A 16408-nucleotide genomic window follows, 5' to 3' on the forward strand; every position below is an offset into this window, starting at 1 on the left:
GGCCGCGGCGTTCGACGGGGAACGCGCTATCGTGAAGCCGTCCGAAGGGGAGGTCGTCCGATGACATCGGTCAAGACCGGGAACAAGCCGCAGGGGAAGCCCCGCGGTGCATATGCGAAAACCGGTATGAAGCGCGTCGCGATCCTCGACGCCGCGCTCGCCGTCTTCGCCAACGGGGGATATCGCGCGGGTTCGCTTCGGGAGGTGGCCGCGCAGGTGGGGATGAGCGAGGCCGGACTCCTGCACCACTTCCCGAACAAGAGCGCGCTGCTCGCCGCCGTGCTCTCGCACCGCGACGACCTCTCGGCGACGCTCGTGCCGATGGACGGCGACGACCCGATCGAGACGCTCCGGGGGTTGGTCGCACTCGCCCGGTACAACGCTTCCGTGCCCGGCGTGGTCGCGCTCTACTGCACGCTCTCGGCGGAGGCGACGTCGCCCGACCACCCGGCGCACGACTACTTCGTCGAGCGCTACGAGGGCACGCGCGGGCGGCTCGAGCGCACCTTCGGGCTGCTCGTCTCCGCAGGACGCGTGCGGGCCGACTTTCCCACCACCAGCGCGGCCTTCATGACCCTCGCGCTCATGGACGGCCTGCAGGTGCAGTGGCTGCTCGCACCGGAGTCGGTCGACATGGCGGACGAGCTCCACGCCTTCCTGTCGGGGCTCCTCGGCGCTGAGCTGTAGCGACCGAGCGATCGGCGCGGCAGCAGGAGATCCGCCCGGCGGCAGGAGCCTCTGGGCGAGTGCGTCCTGCTCCGGCGCTGATCTCCTGCTGTCGCGCTACGGCGTGGTCGTGCGGGCGTCGCGCAGGTCTGCGCCGACGGAGACGTACGAGACGCCGCGGCGGTGCCGGGTGAACGGTACGGAGACGACGGCCGTGGTGACGATGATGAAGCTGAGGATCCCGATGATCCCGACGATCGTCTGGGTGAGGCCGCTCGTGGCGTCGGGTATCTGCGCGGCGGTCGTCGTGGCGATGTACGGCAGGGCCACGACCGACCCGCGATAGAGGCGCCGCGCCGCCGATCCGCGTCCGTCCGGCCACTGCGGGGCGAGCCAGACGAGGCGTTGCCCGAGCGACGCGCCGCTCCCGATGAGCGCCGGCAGGACGATCACGAGGACGACCGTGCCCGCGCCGATGCTGAGCACCTCGGGCAGCGTCGGGTCGTTGGCGGTCCCGGTCGCGCCCGTGAGCAGGACGCGTGGGACGACGAACACGAGCGACAACACCGTGATCGACAGGTTCACGGCGAACGCGTCGAGCACCATGCCGAACCAGCGTCGCCAGACGGTGATGGGTCGCGCCCGGTCGCGGGTGGCACGAAGGGCTCGCGCGCTCGGCATCCACCCGAGGACGATCGGGGCGATGAGTGCTCCGATCGCGGCGCCGGCCGTGTTCGTGATCACGTCGTCGACGTCGGCCACCCGGTAGGCGCATTCGTACAAGCCCCATATGCCTGTGTACTGCGTCGACTCGATCAGGAGGGAGACGAGTGCCCCGAGCAGGATGGAGACACCGAGACCACGGTTCCAGTACCGCCGCGCGATGGCGCCGAACGGGATGAAGAGGATCACGTTCAGGATGACTTGGAGGAACGCGTGGCTCGTCAGGGTGCTCAGGACCGACAGCCCGGCGGTTTCCCGTGCGATGTCCCCGATCGAGTGACCGGGGATCAGCTCGAGCGCCCCGTGGGCCGTGCTGCAGTTCGCGCGCTCGTCCGGCAGCGGCAGCAGCGTGTACGCCACGAGGGCGACCGCGTAGACACTGACCGCCGCAGCACCGATCACGCGGGGGAGCGACATCTGGCCGTAGCGACGGAGCTGCACGAGCAGGATCGGACCGAGGACGGCGAAGAAGATCACCGTGCCGCCGACGAGTCCGACCCACGCCTGCCATGTCCATCCGCTCATTCCGACAACTGTAGGGCGCTCGCCGCGCCGTCGGCATCAGTCGGCGGACGGACCCCGGTCATCCTGCGGAGGGTGCCGAACGGCTGATCCCGCGTCCGTTGCAGGCGATGATGGAGTGTGCCGACGCTCATCGTGACCACCCATCCCGACTCCGACTCCCTCACCCATCACCTCGCCCAACGGCTCGCGCAGGAGCTGCGATCGACCGCGGGCTCGACCAGCGTCGAGGTCGCAGACCTGGCTGCGGAGGGCTTCGACCCGCGGTACACGCTCGCCGACCGCCACACCTACCGCGTCGGCGGCGACTTCACCCCGGACGTGGCCGCCGAGCAGGAGCGGCTCGACCGGGCCACGGACCTCGTCCTCGTGTTCCCGGTGTACTGGTGGTCGGTGCCCGCACTCCTCAAGGGCTGGTTCGACCGCGTGTTCGTCAACGGTTGGGCGTTCGGCCTCGACGCGGACGGCGGGATCGTCCGGAAGCTCGACCGCCTGCGCGTGCACCTCGTACCGATCGCGGGCGACGACGCCGGGGTCTACGACCGCCACGGCTACGAGCTGGCGATGCGGACGCAGCTCGAACACGGCATCGTCGACTTCTGCGGCGCTCGCCGCGGCGTGACGACCTTCGTCCACGACTCGGAGGGCGAGGACGCCGCCGCCCGGACGCGTGCGGTGGAGGCCGCGGTGGACGCGGTCGTCGGAGCGATCCGCGCCTGACCGCCCTTCGACAAGCTCAGGGACCGGGTACCGTCACTGAGCCGAACCCCGGTCACTGAGCCGAACCCCGGTCACTGAGCCCCCTCCCGGTCGCTGAGTCGCCCCCTCCGGTCACTGAGCCTGTCGAAGTGCGGCCCCGGACGGGATCCAGTCTCTGAGCCGAACCCCGGTCACTGAACCGAACCCCGGTCACTGAGCCGAACCCCGGTCACTGAGCCTGTCGAAGTGCTACGCCGTGAGGGTGCGGTTCAGCCGCTCGGTCGCGGTGTCCATGTGGTGCTGCATCGCGGCCGTCGCGGCGGCCGGGTCGCCCGACATGATCGCTTCGTAGACGGCCTCGTGCTCTTCGAAGGCGCGCTGGGCGTCTACGTCCTCGTGGATGCCGCGCTCCACCCAGATACGGAGCAGCGAGCGGATGCTCTGCAGGAGGTCGGAGAGCACGCGGTTCCCGGTGGCCGAGGCGAGCTCCAGGTGGAACTTGAGGTCGGCCTCGATGAACTTGGTGCGGTTGGCACCCGCCTCGCTCATCGCGGTGAGGTGGTTGCGCAGTCGGTTGCGCGCCATGTCGTCCATGCGCGTTGCAGCGAGGCCGGCGGCGAACACTTCGAGCTGCCCGCGCACCTCGATGAGTTCGCGGGTCCGTGGTTCGCCGAGCATGAGGCCCCAGCTGAGCGTCTCGGGGAGGAGCTCGGAGACGCTGCCGCGGAGGTAGGTGCCGCTGCCCGGGCGGACGTCGACGACGCCGAGGATCTCGAGCGCCGCGAGGGCCTCGCGGACGGCAGAGCGCCCGATGCCGAGGGATGCGGCGAGCTGACGTTCCGGTGGGAGGCGGGTCCCCGGGGCGATCTCACCGCTCGTGAAGTGGTCGAGCAAGCGCTTCGCGACGGCGGAGACGGCGGATCCCACGGCGACCGGTCCGAGGCTGGACGAGATGTCGTCGGTCGGCCGATCCGGGAACGCAGGCATGGGTTCACTGTATCGCGGCCCTTCGACAAGCTCAGGGACCGGGAGGGGTGCTTCAGGGACCGGGAGAGGTGTTCGGGTACGAGGCGAGTGCTCGGGGCCAGCGATGCTTGAATTGGTCAACCGGTTGATGTATCGTTCATTCCGGTCCGGCCCGGACCACGCCCTGCCCGCGGCATCGATGCCGCCCACCCGAGGAGTCATAGTGGACACCACCGCCCCGCGGCCAACCCGGCTGTCGAGCGATCAGCCATCCGGAAGGTCTCGATCCGTCTCGTGCCGTTCGTGGCGCTGATGTTCTTCATCAACTACCTGGACCGCACCGCGATCGGCTTCGCCGCCCCCAACGGCATGAACGAGGACCTCGCGCTCTCCGCCGCCCAGTTCGGCTTCGCTTCCGGCGTCTTCTTCATCGGCTACATCCTGCTCGAGGTGCCCAGCAACCTCGCGCTCAACAAGTTCGGTGCCCGTCGCTGGCTCGCCCGCATCATGGTCACCTGGGGCATCGTGGCGGTCCTGTTCACCTGGGTCGCCAACTTCGAACAGCTCGCGATCCTCCGCTTCGTTCTCGGTGTCGCCGAAGCTGGCTTCTTCCCCGGCGCGATCCTCTTCCTGAGCCTCTGGGTCCCGGCCAAGCACCGCAGCAAGATCCTCGCCCTCTTCTACCTGGCGCAGCCGCTCACCACCGTCATCGGCGCACCCCTCGCCGGGTGGCTCATCGGCCAGCACGGCGTGTTCTTCGGCCTCGAGGGCTGGCGCTTCATGTTCCTCGGCGTCGGACTCCCCGCCATCCTCATCGGAGTCATCGCCTGGTTCTACCTGAAGGACCGCCCCGCGGACGCCAAGTGGCTCACCACCGAGGAGCAGGTCTGGCTCACGGCGGCCCTCGCACACGAGAAGGCCACCACCGAGCAGAAGCAGGGCCACGTCAGCCTCAAGCACGCGTTCACGAGCGGTCGCGTCTGGATGCTCGCGTTCATCTACTTCGGCTTCATCTACGGCCTCTACGCGCTCGGCTTCTTCCTCCCCACGATCATCGAGGGCTTCCAGGAGACGTTCGGGACCGAGTTCAACGTCATGCAGAAGGGCCTCATCACGGCGATCCCGTACGTGCCGGCCGCCATCGCCCTGTACTTCTGGTCTCGTGACGCGACGCGCCGTGGCCTGAAGACCTGGCACATCGTGATTCCCGCGATCGTCGGTGCCGTGAGCATCCCGCTCGCGCTCTTCGCCAACTCGCCCGCCCTCACCATCGCGATCATCGCGGTCACCGCCATGGCGATCTTCGCCGCGCTGCCGAACTTCTGGACGCTGCCCACGCAGTTCCTCACCGGTGCAGCAGCGGCCGCTGGTATCGCACTCATCAACACGGTCGGCAACCTCGCCGGGTTCTCGGCGCCGTACATCACCGGTGCCGTCGCGGACCTCACCAAGGTCGGCGACACCCCGCAGTACGTCGTCCCGATGTTCATCGTCGGTGGCTTCATGATGATCTCCGCCACGCTCATGGTGATCCTCTCGAAGCAGCGGAGCTCTCGCGAGCTGCGGGTCTCGCACGACGATCTGACGGGCAAGACCCGATGACGCGGCTCTTCAACGACCCGGCGGACTTCGCCGACGAGATGATCGACGGCTTCGTCGCCGCGAACCGCAACCAGGTCCGGCGCGTGACCGGTGGCGTCGTCCGGAGCACCCGGACGCCCGAGGGCACGGTCGCGCTCGTCGTCGGCGGTGGCTCCGGCCACTACCCGGCGTTCGGCGGCATCGTCGGCCAGGGCCTCGCGCACGGTGCGGCGATGGGCAACCTGTTCGCGTCGCCGTCCGCCCACCAGGTCGAATCGGTCGCGAAGGCAGCGCAGCGAGGGGGCGGCGTCCTCCTCAGCTACGGCAACTACGCGGGCGACGTGCTCCACTTCACCCAGGCGCAGGACGCACTGAACGCGGCGGGCATCCCCACCCGCAGCGTCGCCGTCACCGACGACATCTCGAGCGCGCCCCTCGCCGAGAAGCACAAACGTCGCGGTATCGCGGGCGACCTCACCGTCTTCAAGTCGGCCGCCGCTGCGGCCGAGGCGGGCTACGACCTCGACGAGGTCGTCCGCGTCGCCACCCACGCGAACGAGCGCACGCGGTCCTTCGGTGTCGCATTCAGCGGCTGCACCCTGCCGGGCGCGACCGAGCCGCTGTTCACCGTGCCCGAGGGGCGCATGGCGGTCGGCATGGGCATCCACGGCGAGCCCGGCATCGACGAGACCGACGTGCCGACGGCCGATGAACTCGCCACCCTGCTCGTCTCCTCGCTGCTCGCGGAACTGCCCGAGGGTGTCTCCGAGGCCACGGGCGCTCGCGTCGGCGTCATCCTCAACGGGCTCGGCTCCGTGAAGTACGAGGAACTGTTCGTCGTCTACCGTGCGGTCGCCGCGCAGCTCGAGGCCGCAGGGGTGGAGATCGTCGACCCCGAGGTCGGCGAGCTCGTCACGAGCTTCGACATGGCTGGCGTCTCGCTGACCCTCTTCTGGTTGGACGAGGAGCTCGAGGGCTTCTGGGCTGCCGGTGCCGACACCCCGCTTACCGCAAGGGCGTCGTCGCAGCGGCCGAGCAGCTCGACCCCTCGGAGCTCGTCGCCGAGACGGCAGCCGAGATCCCCGAGTCCACCGACGAGTCGCGGGCCGCCGCCGCGGTCGTGGTCGAGGCCCTCGACGCGCTGGTCCAGGTCATCGACACGAACGTCGAGGAGCTCGGACGGATCGACGCCGTCGCGGGTGACGGCGACCACGGCATCGGCATGCAGCGCGGTGCTCGTGCCGCCGTCACCGCCGCGCACGCCGCCGCCGATGCCGGGGCCGGTGCCCACACCGTCCTGCACCTGGCCGGCGACGCCTGGGCGGACCGCGCTGGCGGCACGTCCGGCGCCCTGTGGGGCCTCGCCCTCCGCTCGGTCGGAACCGCCCTCGGTGACGAGGTCGCACCAGGGCGCGCCGACGTCGCGACCGGCGTGCAGGCCGCGGTCGACGGCATCATGTCGTTCGGCAAGGCCGAGGTCGGACAGAAGACGATGGTCGACGCGCTCGTGCCGTTCACCACCACGTTGAGCGCAGCCGTCGCCGACGGTTCCGACCTCGCCGCCGCTTGGACGACCGCCGCCGCGGCTGCCTCCACCGCTGCCGCTGAGACGGCGGACCTCCTGCCGAAGATGGGCCGCGCCCGTCCGCACGCCGAGAAGAGTCTCGGTACCGTCGACGCCGGTGCCTACTCGTTCGGCCTGATCGTCACGGCGATCGTCCCCGTCCTCGAGCGCGCCGCCGGCACCACTGCACCGGACGGCTCCACCAGCACCACCACCAACGAAGGAGTACACGCATGACCGATCAGCTGCGCATCGTCATCGGCTCGGATGACGCCGGGTTCGACTACAAGGAGATCGTCAAGCGCGACCTCGAGCAGCACGACGGCGTCGCCTCGCTCGTCGACGTGGGCGTGGACGCCGACGGCCACACCGCCTACCCGCGCGTCGCGATCGCCGCAGCGGAACTCGTCGCGTCCGGCCAGGCCGACCGTGCGCTCCTCTTCTGCGGCACCGGTCTGGGCGTCGCGATCGCCGCCAACAAGGTCGCCGGCATCCGCGCCGTCACGGCACACGACAGCTTCTCCGTCGAGCGCGGTGTCCTCAGCAACAACGCGCAGGTCCTGACGATGGGCCAGCGCGTCATCGGCATCGAGCTCGCCCGCCGCCTCGTCCGCGAGTGGCTCACCTACCGCTTCGACGAGACCAGCGCGAGCGCCGAGAAGGTCGCCGTCATCGGTGAGTACGAGGCGACGGGCTCCTGCTGATGACCACCCCGTTCCCGTCGGCCGTGCCTGCGTCGACCGCGCCCCGCGTGGTCGGAGTGAGCCTGAAGATGTACTTCGGCCACGCGCAGACCCTCGAGTGGATCGAGCAGGTGGGCGCCTTGGCCCGTCGGCACGAGGCCGTGGTCGATGGTCGCGTGCGACTGTTCGTCATCCCCGGCTACCTCGCGGTCGCACCGTCGGTGGCGGCCCTCGCCGGGACGGGCGTGCTGGTCGGAGCACAGGACCTCGCGAGCGCGGACCGTGGCGCGTTCACCGGTGAGGTCGGCGGCCCCGAGCTCGCCGAGGTCGGCGTCGCCGTGGTCGAGGTCGGCCACGCGGAGCGCCGCTCCCTCTTCGGCGAGACCGACGAGGTCGTCGCCGAGAAGACCGCCGCTGCCCTCCGCAACGGCCTCTCGCCGGTCCTCTGCATCGGCGAGGTCGAGCGCACGACGCCCGAGGCGGCTGCGGCGGAGTGCGTGCGCCAGCTGGACTCCGCGCTCGCCGACGCCGTGGCGGGACCGGTGATCGTCGCCTACGAGCCCGTGTGGGCGATCGGTGCGGCTGAACCCGCGTCTGCTGAGTACGTACGGGCCGTCGGCGCGATCCTGAAGCAATCGATCGCCGAGCGGCCCGACCGGGTCGGCAGCTCCGTGATCTACGGCGGCAGTGCGGGTCCCGGTCTGCTCACCGCTCTCGGTGACGACGTCGACGGCGTGTTCCTCGGACGCTTCGCCCACGACGTCGCGGCGCTCGAGGCCGTGCTCGACGAGGCCCTTCGACAGGCTCAGGATGGCACCCTTCGACAGGCTCAGGGACCGAGGACAGCATGATCGGCTTCGGCACCTACACCTTCTTCTGGGAGGGCTCCGAGCTCGCTCCCGAGCGCTTGAGCGTCATCGGCATGATCGAGCGCACGGCCGACGCCGGCGTCGAGCTGTTCCAGATCTGCGACGACGCCCGCATCGAGTCGATGTCCGACGACGAGCTGCGCCGGATCGCCGAGGTCGCCCGCGAGCGCGGGGTCACCCTCGAACTCGGGACGAAGGGGATCGCGGTCGCGCACCTCGAACGCTTCCTCCACATCGCCACCATGCTGGGCGCGAAGCTCCTGCGCAGCATGGCCACCTCCGGCGACGACCGGCCGTCCCACACCGACGCCGTCGATCGACTCCGCGCGGTGCTCCCGGCGTTCGAGGCGGCCGGCGTGACGATCGCGCTCGAGACCTACGAGCAGCTGTCGTCGCAGGAGCTCGTCGACCTCGTGACCGCCGTCGACCACCCGAACCTCGGCATCTGCCTCGACCCCGCCAACACCGTGGCCCGGCTCGAGCACCCGAGTGACGTCATCGAGCGCACCGCTCCGTATGTCCGGAACATCCACGTCAAGGACTTCGCGTTCACCCGCCGGGGCGGCTGGGTCGGCTTCACCCTCGAGGGTGCCCCGCTCGGCACCGGCCTGCTCGACTACCCCGCCCTCACCGCCGTCGTCCGACCGGACGAGCGCGGTGTCAACCAGATCATCGAACACTGGCTCCCGTTCGGCGACTCCATCATGGAGACGATCGAGCTCGAGCGCACGTGGACCGCACACAACCTGCAGTACCTGAGAGAAGGAAGATCATGACCGACACCACCACCGTCGCGGACCAGCTCACCATCGCCGTCATCGGCGCGGGCGGCAAGATGGGCATGCGCGTCTCGAACAACCTCGTGAAGACCAGCCACACCGTCTTCTACAGCGAGGTCTCGCCCGCCGGCCAGGAGCGTGTGACCGAGGCCGGTCGCGAGCTCACCGAGACCGACGCGGCCGTCACCGACGCCGACGTCGTCATCCTCGCCGTCCCGGACCTCGCCCTGAAGGCCGTGTCCGCCGGCGTCGTCCCGCTCATGAAGTCGGGCGCCGTGCTCCTCACGCTCGACCCGGCCGCAGCGTACGCGGGTCTGCTGACGCGTCGCGACGACGTCATCCAGGCCGTCACGCACCCCTGCCACCCGTCGGTCTTCGTCGAGCGCCACACGCCCGAGGAGTACGCGGACACCTTCGGTGGCATCGCCGCCCTCCAGGACGCCATCGCGGCGATCGAATCCGACGACGCTGAGAAGCAGGCGCAGGTCGAGGCCGTCGTCCGGGCGATCTTCGCCCCCGTCGGCGAGGTCCACTGGGTCACGGTCAAGCAGCTCGCGCAGCTCGAGCCGACCCTCGTCGAGACGATCGCCTGCATGATCGGTGCGCTCCTCAAGGAGTCGCTCGACGAGGCCGTCAACACCATGGGCGTGCCGGAGCCGGCCGCTCGTGCGATCCTGCTCGGCCACACGCAGGTCGCCCTCGCGAACTCGCTCAAGGGCGACAACCCGTTCTCCGACGCGTGCCTCATCGCGATGGACTACGGCCGCAGCGCGATCATCAAGGACGACTGGAAGAAGGTCTTCCAGGACGACGAGCTCGACAAGAACCTCGCCGCCATGCTCCACCTCGACAAGATCGAGCGGTAACCCACTTCCCCAACTCAGGAGCGCTTCGGCGTGTCGGTCCGCTGCCCCCCATGGCGGGCCGACACGCCCACCGGCTCCTGAGTTGGGGAATCCTGCACCAGACAATTCCGACGTCACATGCGGTCAACCGGTTGTGCCGGATAGGCTGCAGACGACCCGATGCACCACCCGCGACAGCCACTGCGACACCCGCGACACCACCCCCGCAACACCGCACGAGAGACAGGCGACGATGACTGGACGACTTGCAGGAAAGACCGCGCTCGTGACGGGCGCCGGATCGGGGATCGGACGTTCGGTCGCCGAACGGTTCGCGCGGGAGGACGCCGCCGTCGTCTTCTCCGACCGCGACATCCAGGCCGCCCGCGATGCTGCGGCACCCTTCCCGACCGCCATCGCCGTGCGACTCGACATCGCCGACGAAGCGAGCGTCGAGGCCGCCTTCGCGGTCATGGACGCAGCAGGCAAGACCCCGGACGTCGTCGTCGCGAACGCCGGCGTGCAGCTCTTCGGCCAGGACGCGAAGATCGCCGACCTCGACCTCGAGGTCTGGCAGCGCACGGTCGACATCAACCTCACCGGCACCTTCCTCACGACGAAGCACGCCGTCCGCGCCATGCTCGGCCGGGGCGGCTCGATCATCCTCACGGGCAGCCCGACCGGTCTCAACGGCGAAGGCGCCGACTTCACGGCGTACAGCTCCACCAAGGCCGGGATCCACGGCCTCGGCCGGACCGTCGCCGCGGCCTACGCCGATCAGGGGATCCGCGTGAACACCGTCGTCCCCGGCTACACGGAGACCCCGCTCGTCACCGCGATCTCCGGCGACCCCGAGTCCCGCGCCGCGATCGTCGGCCGCATCCCACTCGGTCGTCCCGGCCAGGCCTCGGACGTCGAGGGCATCATGGTGTACCTCGCCAGCGACGAGTCGAGCTTCGCCACCGGAGCGACCTTCCGGGTCGACGGCGGCATGACGAGCCTCTGAGCCGACGATCATGACCTCGCGTTCGGGAACCACCTTCCGCGTCGCATCCGACCTCCTGCTCGACCGCGAGCGTGATGCCCTCGCCGTCGGCCGGGGGCCCTGGTCGGCCTCGCTCCGCGGGTCGGAGCTGGACGACATCGCCTTCGACGGCGAGCTCGTGCTGCGCAGCATCCGCTTCGTCGTCCGCGACCAGGACTGGAAGACGCTGCCCGTCATCGTCGACGCGGTCGACCACACGACGAGCGGCCTGCATCTGCGCGGCCGCGCCGGTGACGACGGCGAGGTCGTCGCCTGGTCCCTGTCGGTCGACCTCGGTGCGTCGACACTGCGGGTCGCCGTCCGGGCCGAGGTGACCGCCGCGTTCCGCCGCGCGCGCATCGGCCTCATCGTGCTGCAGTCACCGGCCCTCGCCGGCACCGAGCTCGTCGTCGGCCACCCGGAGGGGTCCACGACGACCACGCGCCTTCCGGAGCGCGTCGCTCCGCATCAGCCGGCGATCCGCATCGAGTCCCTGGCCTGGACCGGCGACCGCATCGCGACCATGGCCCGCTTCAGCGGTGACGTGTTCGAGATGGAGGACCAGCGCAACTGGACCGACGCCTCGTTCAAGACCTACTCGACGCCGCTCTCGTTGCCGTTCCCCGTGGCGCTGGCGGTCGGTGACGTCGTGGAGCAGTCCGTCGAGGTCAGCTGTGCGTGGGTCGACGCTGCCGAGCGCGCCGACGCCCCACTGGCGACGCCGCTCGCCGTGACCGTCGTGCCCGAGACGGAGCTCGCGGGCAAGCGAGCAGACCCGGTCCCTGAGCCTGTCGAAGGGCGGATCGGCGCGCCGCTCGACAGCGTCGTCCCGACGATCTCGACCTCGGTCTCGAGCGACCCCGACGGCGGACGCGCTGGTGCGGTCGTCCCGGACACGATCGCCGGGATCCTCGTGGAGATCGACCCGACCAACCCGGACTGGCCGGCCATCCTCGACCGCGCCGTGCGCCAGGCCGGCTCCCGACCCCTCGACCTCCGACTCGTGCTCGGGACGGGCGAGGAGGCCGAGCCGGTGCTGCGACGGCTCCGCGACGCGGCCGTGCCCGTCGTGCGCGTCGGGGCGTTCCATCGCCGTACCCACCTCTCGGAGGTCACGCTGCTGACCACGCTCGGCGACGTCCTGCAGGCCCTGTGGGCCGAGGGCCCGACGCCGCACCCCGAGCTCGTCGGCGGCACGCGCGCGCACTTCACGGAGCTCAACCGCAACCACGCGCGTCTCGAGCGCTGGGCGGGCCCGGTGGCCCTCAGCATCACGCCGTTCATGCACGACCGTGGCGGGCACCAGCTCGTCGAGTCGCTCGGCATGCAGGCCGTCGTCGTCGCGGACGCCGTGAGGATCGCCGACGGCCGCCCGCTGCACGTCGGCCCGGTCACGCTCGGCGCCCGATACAACGCGGTCGCCACCACGCGGGCGAGCGCGGGCGACGCCAGCGACCCGGAACTCCGTGCGGGCTTCGGCGCGGAGCACGTACCCGGCGCGACGGACGACCGGCAGTCGGCCGAGGCACTCGGCGCGTGGGTGGTCGGCAGTGTCGCGGCGCTGGCCGTCCCGGGTGTCGAGTCGCTGTCGTACTTCGAGGCGACCGGACCGCGTGGGCTCGTCGCGGCCGACGGGACGTTGACGGCTGCGGGACGGGCGCTCGAGTGGATCGCCGAACTCAGCGGCCGACAGCGCGTCGCCGTCGAGATCGGCGGGGTGTCGCTCGGTGCCGGGTCGCCCGTCGCCGTGCCGTCTGTCTCGTCGGCCGGTGTGACCGCGATCGCCGCCGTCGACGCCGCCGGCGAGACCGTCGTGATCCTCGGCAACCTCGGCGAGACACCGGTCCGGGTCGTCCTGACCGGTGCGCCCGAGTCGCACACCGTGGACCTTGCTGCGGGTGCGGTCGCCCGGGTGGTCGTCTCGGGTCCCGTCCCCGGTTCGTAACTCCTGCATCCCGGGCGCGTACCCGGGGTCGGGCTGCTCCTGGGCGGTGTTCTGACCGACCAGCAGGGGTTGTGCGCAGCGCATCCGGGTCGGAGCGCCTCAGCCGGCAGGACGCCTCGCCGAGCTTCCCGCCGGTTCACAACTCCTGCAGTTCGTCGCGGGAGCGCAGCGGCACGCCGGGGCTGAGCCGATCTGCGAACGTGCGACCGACGCGAGCAGGAGTTGTGAACCGGCGGAAGGGTTCAGGCGAGCGTGCGACGCAGGATGGCGAGGTCGAGCCAGCGACCGAACTTCGTCCCGACCTCCGGCAGCAGGCCGACCTGCTCGAACCCGAGTTTCGTGTGCAGGGCGATCGATGCGGTGTTCTCGGCCTCGATGAGGGCGAGCATGACGTGGTGGCCGTCGGCCGTGGCGCGGTCCAGCAACTCGACCATGAGCGCTTTGCCGAGGCCGCGCCCCTGTGCGTCGGGGTGGACGTAGACGGAGTTCTCGACGGTGTGACGGTATCCGTCCTTCGCGGCGTACGGGCCGTAGCTGCCGTAGGCGAGGACGCCACCCTCGGGCAGTGCGTCGTCGGGCCCGTCAGCGATGGCGACGAGTGCGACCCGACCCGGCTCCTGGTGGCGGGCGAGCCACGCCTCGCGCTCGGCGAGGTCGGGCGTGACCTCCGTCCAGATCGCGACACCGTTCGCGACGGCGTCGGTGTGGATGGCGAGGACGCCAGGCAGGTCGGCGGGTTCGGCGAGACGGATGCGCATACATCGATCGTAGAGCGCCCTTCGACAAGCTCAGGGACCGGTGGTGTGCGACTCAGGGACCGATGGGTGTTGGGTGCAGGGACCGATGGGTCCGCAGCTCCAGACGGGTAGATTCGAGGCATGTCCTCCTCCACTCCGCTCCCGATGGAGCAGCTCACCGCCGTCCTGAACGCCGAAGTCGCACGCTACGCCGCGCGCGGTTGGACGGTGTCGTCGGTGCAGGGCCAGCAGGCCGTGCTGCAGCGACAGAAGCGCATCGGCTGGTTCTGGAACCTGATCCTGACGCTCATCACCGGCGGGCTCTGGCTCATCGTCGTGATCATCCGCGTCGTGAACCGCAAGGTCGAGTCGCTCATCGTGACGGTCGACGCCTACGGTCGCATCTCCACGCGACGCTGACGGCCCGAGCATGAGCCAGCGCGGCGAGAGCGGTTCCCGGGAGACCGACGCCAGAGCTGTCATCGCCGCCGAGCGCGCCCGCGTGCAGCGGCGGACGCTCACGGTCGTCGTCATCAGCCAGGTTCTCGGCGGCGCCGGTCTGGCCGCCGGGGTGACGGTCGGGGCGCTCCTCGTGCAGGACGTCCTCGGCAGCATGAGCCTCGCGGGCGTCGCAGCCGCGCTCCTGACCCTCGGCTCCGCGCTCACCGCCTTCCTCGTCGGGCGCGTGACCCAGCGGCTCGGCCGGCGCATCGGGCTCGGACTCGGATTCGCGGCGGGCGGCGTCGGCGCGATCGGCGTTGTCGTCGCCGCCACCACCGCCCTGGTGCCGCTCCTCTTCCTGTCCCTCTTCGTCTACGGCGCGGGCACGGCCACGAACCTCCAGGCGCGCTACGCAGGGACCGACCTCGCGACCCCGGCCCGACGTGGTTCGGCGATCAGCGTCGCGATGGTGTCGACGACGCTCGGCGCCGTCGCCGGACCCAACCTCGTCGAGCCGCTGGGAGCGTTCGCGACCGGCCTCGGGCTGCCGTCGCTCGCCGGGCCGTTCCTCCTCGCCGCTGTCGCCTACCTCGCGGCCGGGACGGCGTTCCTCGTGCTGCTCCGACCCGACCCGTTCCTCCTCGCCCGCCGTCTCGACGCCGAGCTCGCGCAGCTGGAGGTGGAGCAGACCGCCGCGGAGCAGACCGCCGCGGAGCAGGCGGGGTCGAAGCAGGTGTCGCCGACGACCGCCGCACGCCCGCGTCCCGGCGTCGGTGCCTATATCGGCGCCGCGGTCATGGTGGTCACGCAGATCGCCATGGTGGCGGTGATGACCATGACCCCGGTCCACATGCGGGCCCACCACCACGGCCTCGGCGAGGTCGGGCTCGTGATCGGGATCCACATCGCCGCGATGTACCTCCCTCGCTCGTGACCGGCGTCCTCGTCGACCGCATCGGCCGCACCCCGATGGCGATCGCCGCCGGGGTGACCCTCCTGCTCTCCGGTGTCACGGGAGCCCTCGCGCCGGCGGACTCGCTCGGCCTGCTCATCCTGGCGCTCGCCCTCCTCGGACTCGGCTGGAACTTCGGGCTCATCGCGGGCACCGCGCTCGTCGTCGACCACACCGTGCCCGCCAACCGGGCACGCACCCAGGGCACGCTCGACGTCCTCATCGCGCTCGCCGGTGCCGGAGCCGGTGTCATGTCCGGCGTCGTCATGGCGGGTGTCGGCTACGGCGCGCTGTCGATCGCGGGCGGCGTGCTCGCCCTCCTGCTGATCCCCGTGCTGCTCTGGGCCCGGCGGGTCACCCCACGCACATCGGTGAGCTGAGGGCGCCCGAGCTATTCCGCCGCAGCCGGAACGCGGACGGTGAGGGCACCCGGCTCGATCCAGGTGTTGATCGCGACGGCCTTGCCGAAGCCGTCGCCGTCGAGTTCGATCTCCTCCGGCTTCGACATGCGGGCGACGAAGCGCTTCGCGGTGCCGTACCGGAGGTCGCCGTCGTCCTTCTGCTTGCCGGCGAGGGCCTTGCCCGCCTTCGTGCGTCGGAGGACGCCGTTCACCCAGGCGACCTTCGCCCAGATGCGGATCCACCCGAGGATCCCGCCGGGGCGCATGAACATGAGGTCGAACAGGCCGTCGTCGACGACCGCGTCCGGCAGCAACAGGATGTTGGCCGGCAGTGAACCGCAGTTGCCGATGATGACGGTGTGGACGGTCGCGCGGGTCTGTGGCTCGTCGTCGATGCGGAACCGCAGGTGCAGTTCGTCGGGGTCGCGCAGCGACTTCACGATCGCATCGACGTAGGCGGCCCAGCCGGCCTTGGCCTTGAGGTCGTCGTCGGTGTTCTTGATCATCTTCGCGTCGATGCCCATGCCGGCCATGACGACGAACACGTGGCGGTCGCGCGAGTGGTCGGCGCGCTCGATGTCGATGACGCCGAGGTCGATGGGCTTGTCGTCGCCGGTGAACGCCGTGACGACGGAGCCCGGGAGGTCGTTCAGGGTGAGGTCGAGGTTGCGGGCGAGGAGGTTGCCGGTGCCGGAGGGGAGGAGCGCGAGGGGGATCCCGCTGCCCCGCAACGCCTCGGAGACCGCGCGGACCGTGCCGTCGCCGCCGGCCGCGATGACGAGGTCGACCTTCGCGGCGATCGCCTCGGCGGTGACGCCCTGGCCGACGTCGTCGACGCTCGTCTCGAACCAGAGCGACTCGCCCCAACCCGCTTCGGCGGCGGAGCGGTCGACCGACTCCCGGAGTGCGTCGAGGTCGACCTTCACGGGGTTGTAGATGACGGCGGCGGTCTTGGTCGCCGTGGTGTCGCTCGGCGTGGTCGTGCTCTCAGGAGTCGTCATCCGATCAGCA

General features: G+C 70.5%; 16 protein-coding genes and 1 pseudogene. 13 read left to right on the forward strand and 4 right to left on the reverse strand.

All coding sequences use genetic code 11. The features are described 5' to 3' along the window. Positions 1 to 126: 126 nt before the first annotated feature. Positions 127 to 687: a TetR/AcrR family transcriptional regulator gene (locus FGL15_RS09825; RefSeq protein ID WP_240043986.1), complete on the forward strand. Its 561-nt coding sequence runs from the start codon at positions 127 to 129 to the stop codon at positions 685 to 687. Between the two features lie 96 nt (positions 688 to 783). Here FGL15_RS09825 and FGL15_RS09830 read toward each other — a convergent pair whose 3' ends face one another. Continuing rightward, a complete protein-coding gene (locus tag FGL15_RS09830; protein WP_138945892.1) occupies positions 784 to 1914 on the reverse strand; it encodes a VanZ family protein in 1131 nt (376 codons plus the stop codon). A gap of 117 nt (positions 1915 to 2031) precedes the next feature. Here FGL15_RS09830 and FGL15_RS09835 point away from each other — a divergent pair, with 117 nt between their 5' ends. Further along, on the forward strand, positions 2032 to 2631 hold the full coding sequence (locus tag FGL15_RS09835; RefSeq protein ID WP_138945893.1) for an NAD(P)H-dependent oxidoreductase: 600 nt from the start codon (positions 2032 to 2034) through the stop codon (positions 2629 to 2631). 228 nt (positions 2632 to 2859) lie between these two features. On the opposite strand, the gene FGL15_RS09840 is transcribed toward FGL15_RS09835, so the two are convergent. Next, a complete protein-coding gene (locus FGL15_RS09840; RefSeq protein ID WP_064295407.1) occupies positions 2860 to 3597 on the reverse strand; it encodes a FadR/GntR family transcriptional regulator in 738 nt (245 codons plus the stop codon). Positions 3598 to 3888: 291 nt separating this feature from the next. On the opposite strand from FGL15_RS09840, the gene FGL15_RS09845 reads away from it, so the two are divergent. From FGL15_RS09845 to FGL15_RS09880, 8 genes and pseudogenes are all read left to right on the forward strand, one after another. Continuing rightward, positions 3889 to 5178: an MFS transporter gene (locus FGL15_RS09845; RefSeq protein ID WP_205858742.1), complete on the forward strand. Its 1290-nt coding sequence runs from the start codon at positions 3889 to 3891 to the stop codon at positions 5176 to 5178. Then, positions 5175 to 6958, forward strand: a pseudogene (locus FGL15_RS09850) (dihydroxyacetone kinase family protein). The gene FGL15_RS09845 and the pseudogene FGL15_RS09850 overlap by 4 nt, the downstream one beginning before the upstream one ends. Beyond that, positions 6955 to 7425, forward strand: a complete 471-nt coding sequence (locus tag FGL15_RS09855) for a ribose-5-phosphate isomerase (RefSeq protein WP_064295405.1) — start codon at positions 6955 to 6957, stop codon at positions 7423 to 7425. Before FGL15_RS09850 ends, FGL15_RS09855 begins: the two are co-directional and overlap by 4 nt. Further along, entirely contained in the window at positions 7425 to 8255 is an 831-nt protein-coding gene (locus FGL15_RS09860; protein ID WP_138945895.1) for a triose-phosphate isomerase family protein, read from the forward strand. Before FGL15_RS09855 ends, FGL15_RS09860 begins: the two co-directional genes overlap by 1 nt. Then, positions 8252 to 9049: a sugar phosphate isomerase/epimerase gene (locus FGL15_RS09865; RefSeq protein ID WP_138945896.1), complete on the forward strand. Its 798-nt coding sequence runs from the start codon at positions 8252 to 8254 to the stop codon at positions 9047 to 9049. Before FGL15_RS09860 ends, FGL15_RS09865 begins: the two co-directional genes overlap by 4 nt. Further along, complete coding sequence (locus FGL15_RS09870; RefSeq protein WP_079704514.1) at positions 9046 to 9918, forward strand: phosphogluconate dehydrogenase C-terminal domain-containing protein; 873 nt, start codon at positions 9046 to 9048, stop codon at positions 9916 to 9918. Before FGL15_RS09865 ends, FGL15_RS09870 begins: the two co-directional genes overlap by 4 nt. A 232-nt stretch (positions 9919 to 10150) precedes the next feature. After that, on the forward strand, positions 10151 to 10903 hold the full coding sequence (locus tag FGL15_RS09875; RefSeq protein WP_064295403.1) for an SDR family NAD(P)-dependent oxidoreductase: 753 nt from the start codon (positions 10151 to 10153) through the stop codon (positions 10901 to 10903). Positions 10904 to 10913: 10 nt separating this feature from the next. Beyond that, positions 10914 to 12866, forward strand: coding sequence for a hypothetical protein (locus tag FGL15_RS09880; protein ID WP_138945897.1), 1953 nt, complete (start codon positions 10914 to 10916; stop codon positions 12864 to 12866). A gap of 242 nt (positions 12867 to 13108) precedes the next feature. On the opposite strand, the gene FGL15_RS09885 is transcribed toward FGL15_RS09880, so the two are convergent. Further along, positions 13109 to 13624 carry a GNAT family N-acetyltransferase gene (locus tag FGL15_RS09885; protein ID WP_138945898.1) on the reverse strand — a complete coding sequence of 172 codons (516 nt, stop codon included), beginning with the start codon at positions 13622 to 13624 and terminating at the stop codon, positions 13109 to 13111. 120 nt (positions 13625 to 13744) lie between these two features. On the opposite strand from FGL15_RS09885, the gene FGL15_RS09890 reads away from it, so the two are divergent. From FGL15_RS09890 to FGL15_RS20880, 3 genes are read left to right on the forward strand one after another with little or no spacing between them, the layout of a single operon-like run. Continuing rightward, a complete protein-coding gene (locus FGL15_RS09890; protein WP_138945899.1) occupies positions 13745 to 14023 on the forward strand; it encodes a hypothetical protein in 279 nt (92 codons plus the stop codon). Positions 14024 to 14033: 10 nt separating this feature from the next. Next, entirely contained in the window at positions 14034 to 14978 is a 945-nt protein-coding gene (locus FGL15_RS09895; RefSeq protein WP_240773898.1) for an MFS transporter, read from the forward strand. After that, positions 14975 to 15376: an MFS transporter gene (locus FGL15_RS20880; RefSeq protein WP_240773899.1), complete on the forward strand. Its 402-nt coding sequence runs from the start codon at positions 14975 to 14977 to the stop codon at positions 15374 to 15376. The genes FGL15_RS09895 and FGL15_RS20880 overlap by 4 nt, the downstream gene beginning before the upstream one ends. An 11-nt stretch (positions 15377 to 15387) precedes the next feature. Here FGL15_RS20880 and FGL15_RS09900 read toward each other — a convergent pair whose 3' ends face one another. Then, positions 15388 to 16398: a diacylglycerol kinase family protein gene (locus tag FGL15_RS09900; protein ID WP_138945900.1), complete on the reverse strand. Its 1011-nt coding sequence runs from the start codon at positions 16396 to 16398 to the stop codon at positions 15388 to 15390. Positions 16399 to 16408: the final 10 nt, after the last annotated feature.

It is taken from the genome of Plantibacter sp. M259 (assembly GCF_006065115.1).
GTDB lineage: Bacteria > Actinomycetota > Actinomycetes > Actinomycetales > Microbacteriaceae > Plantibacter > Plantibacter auratus.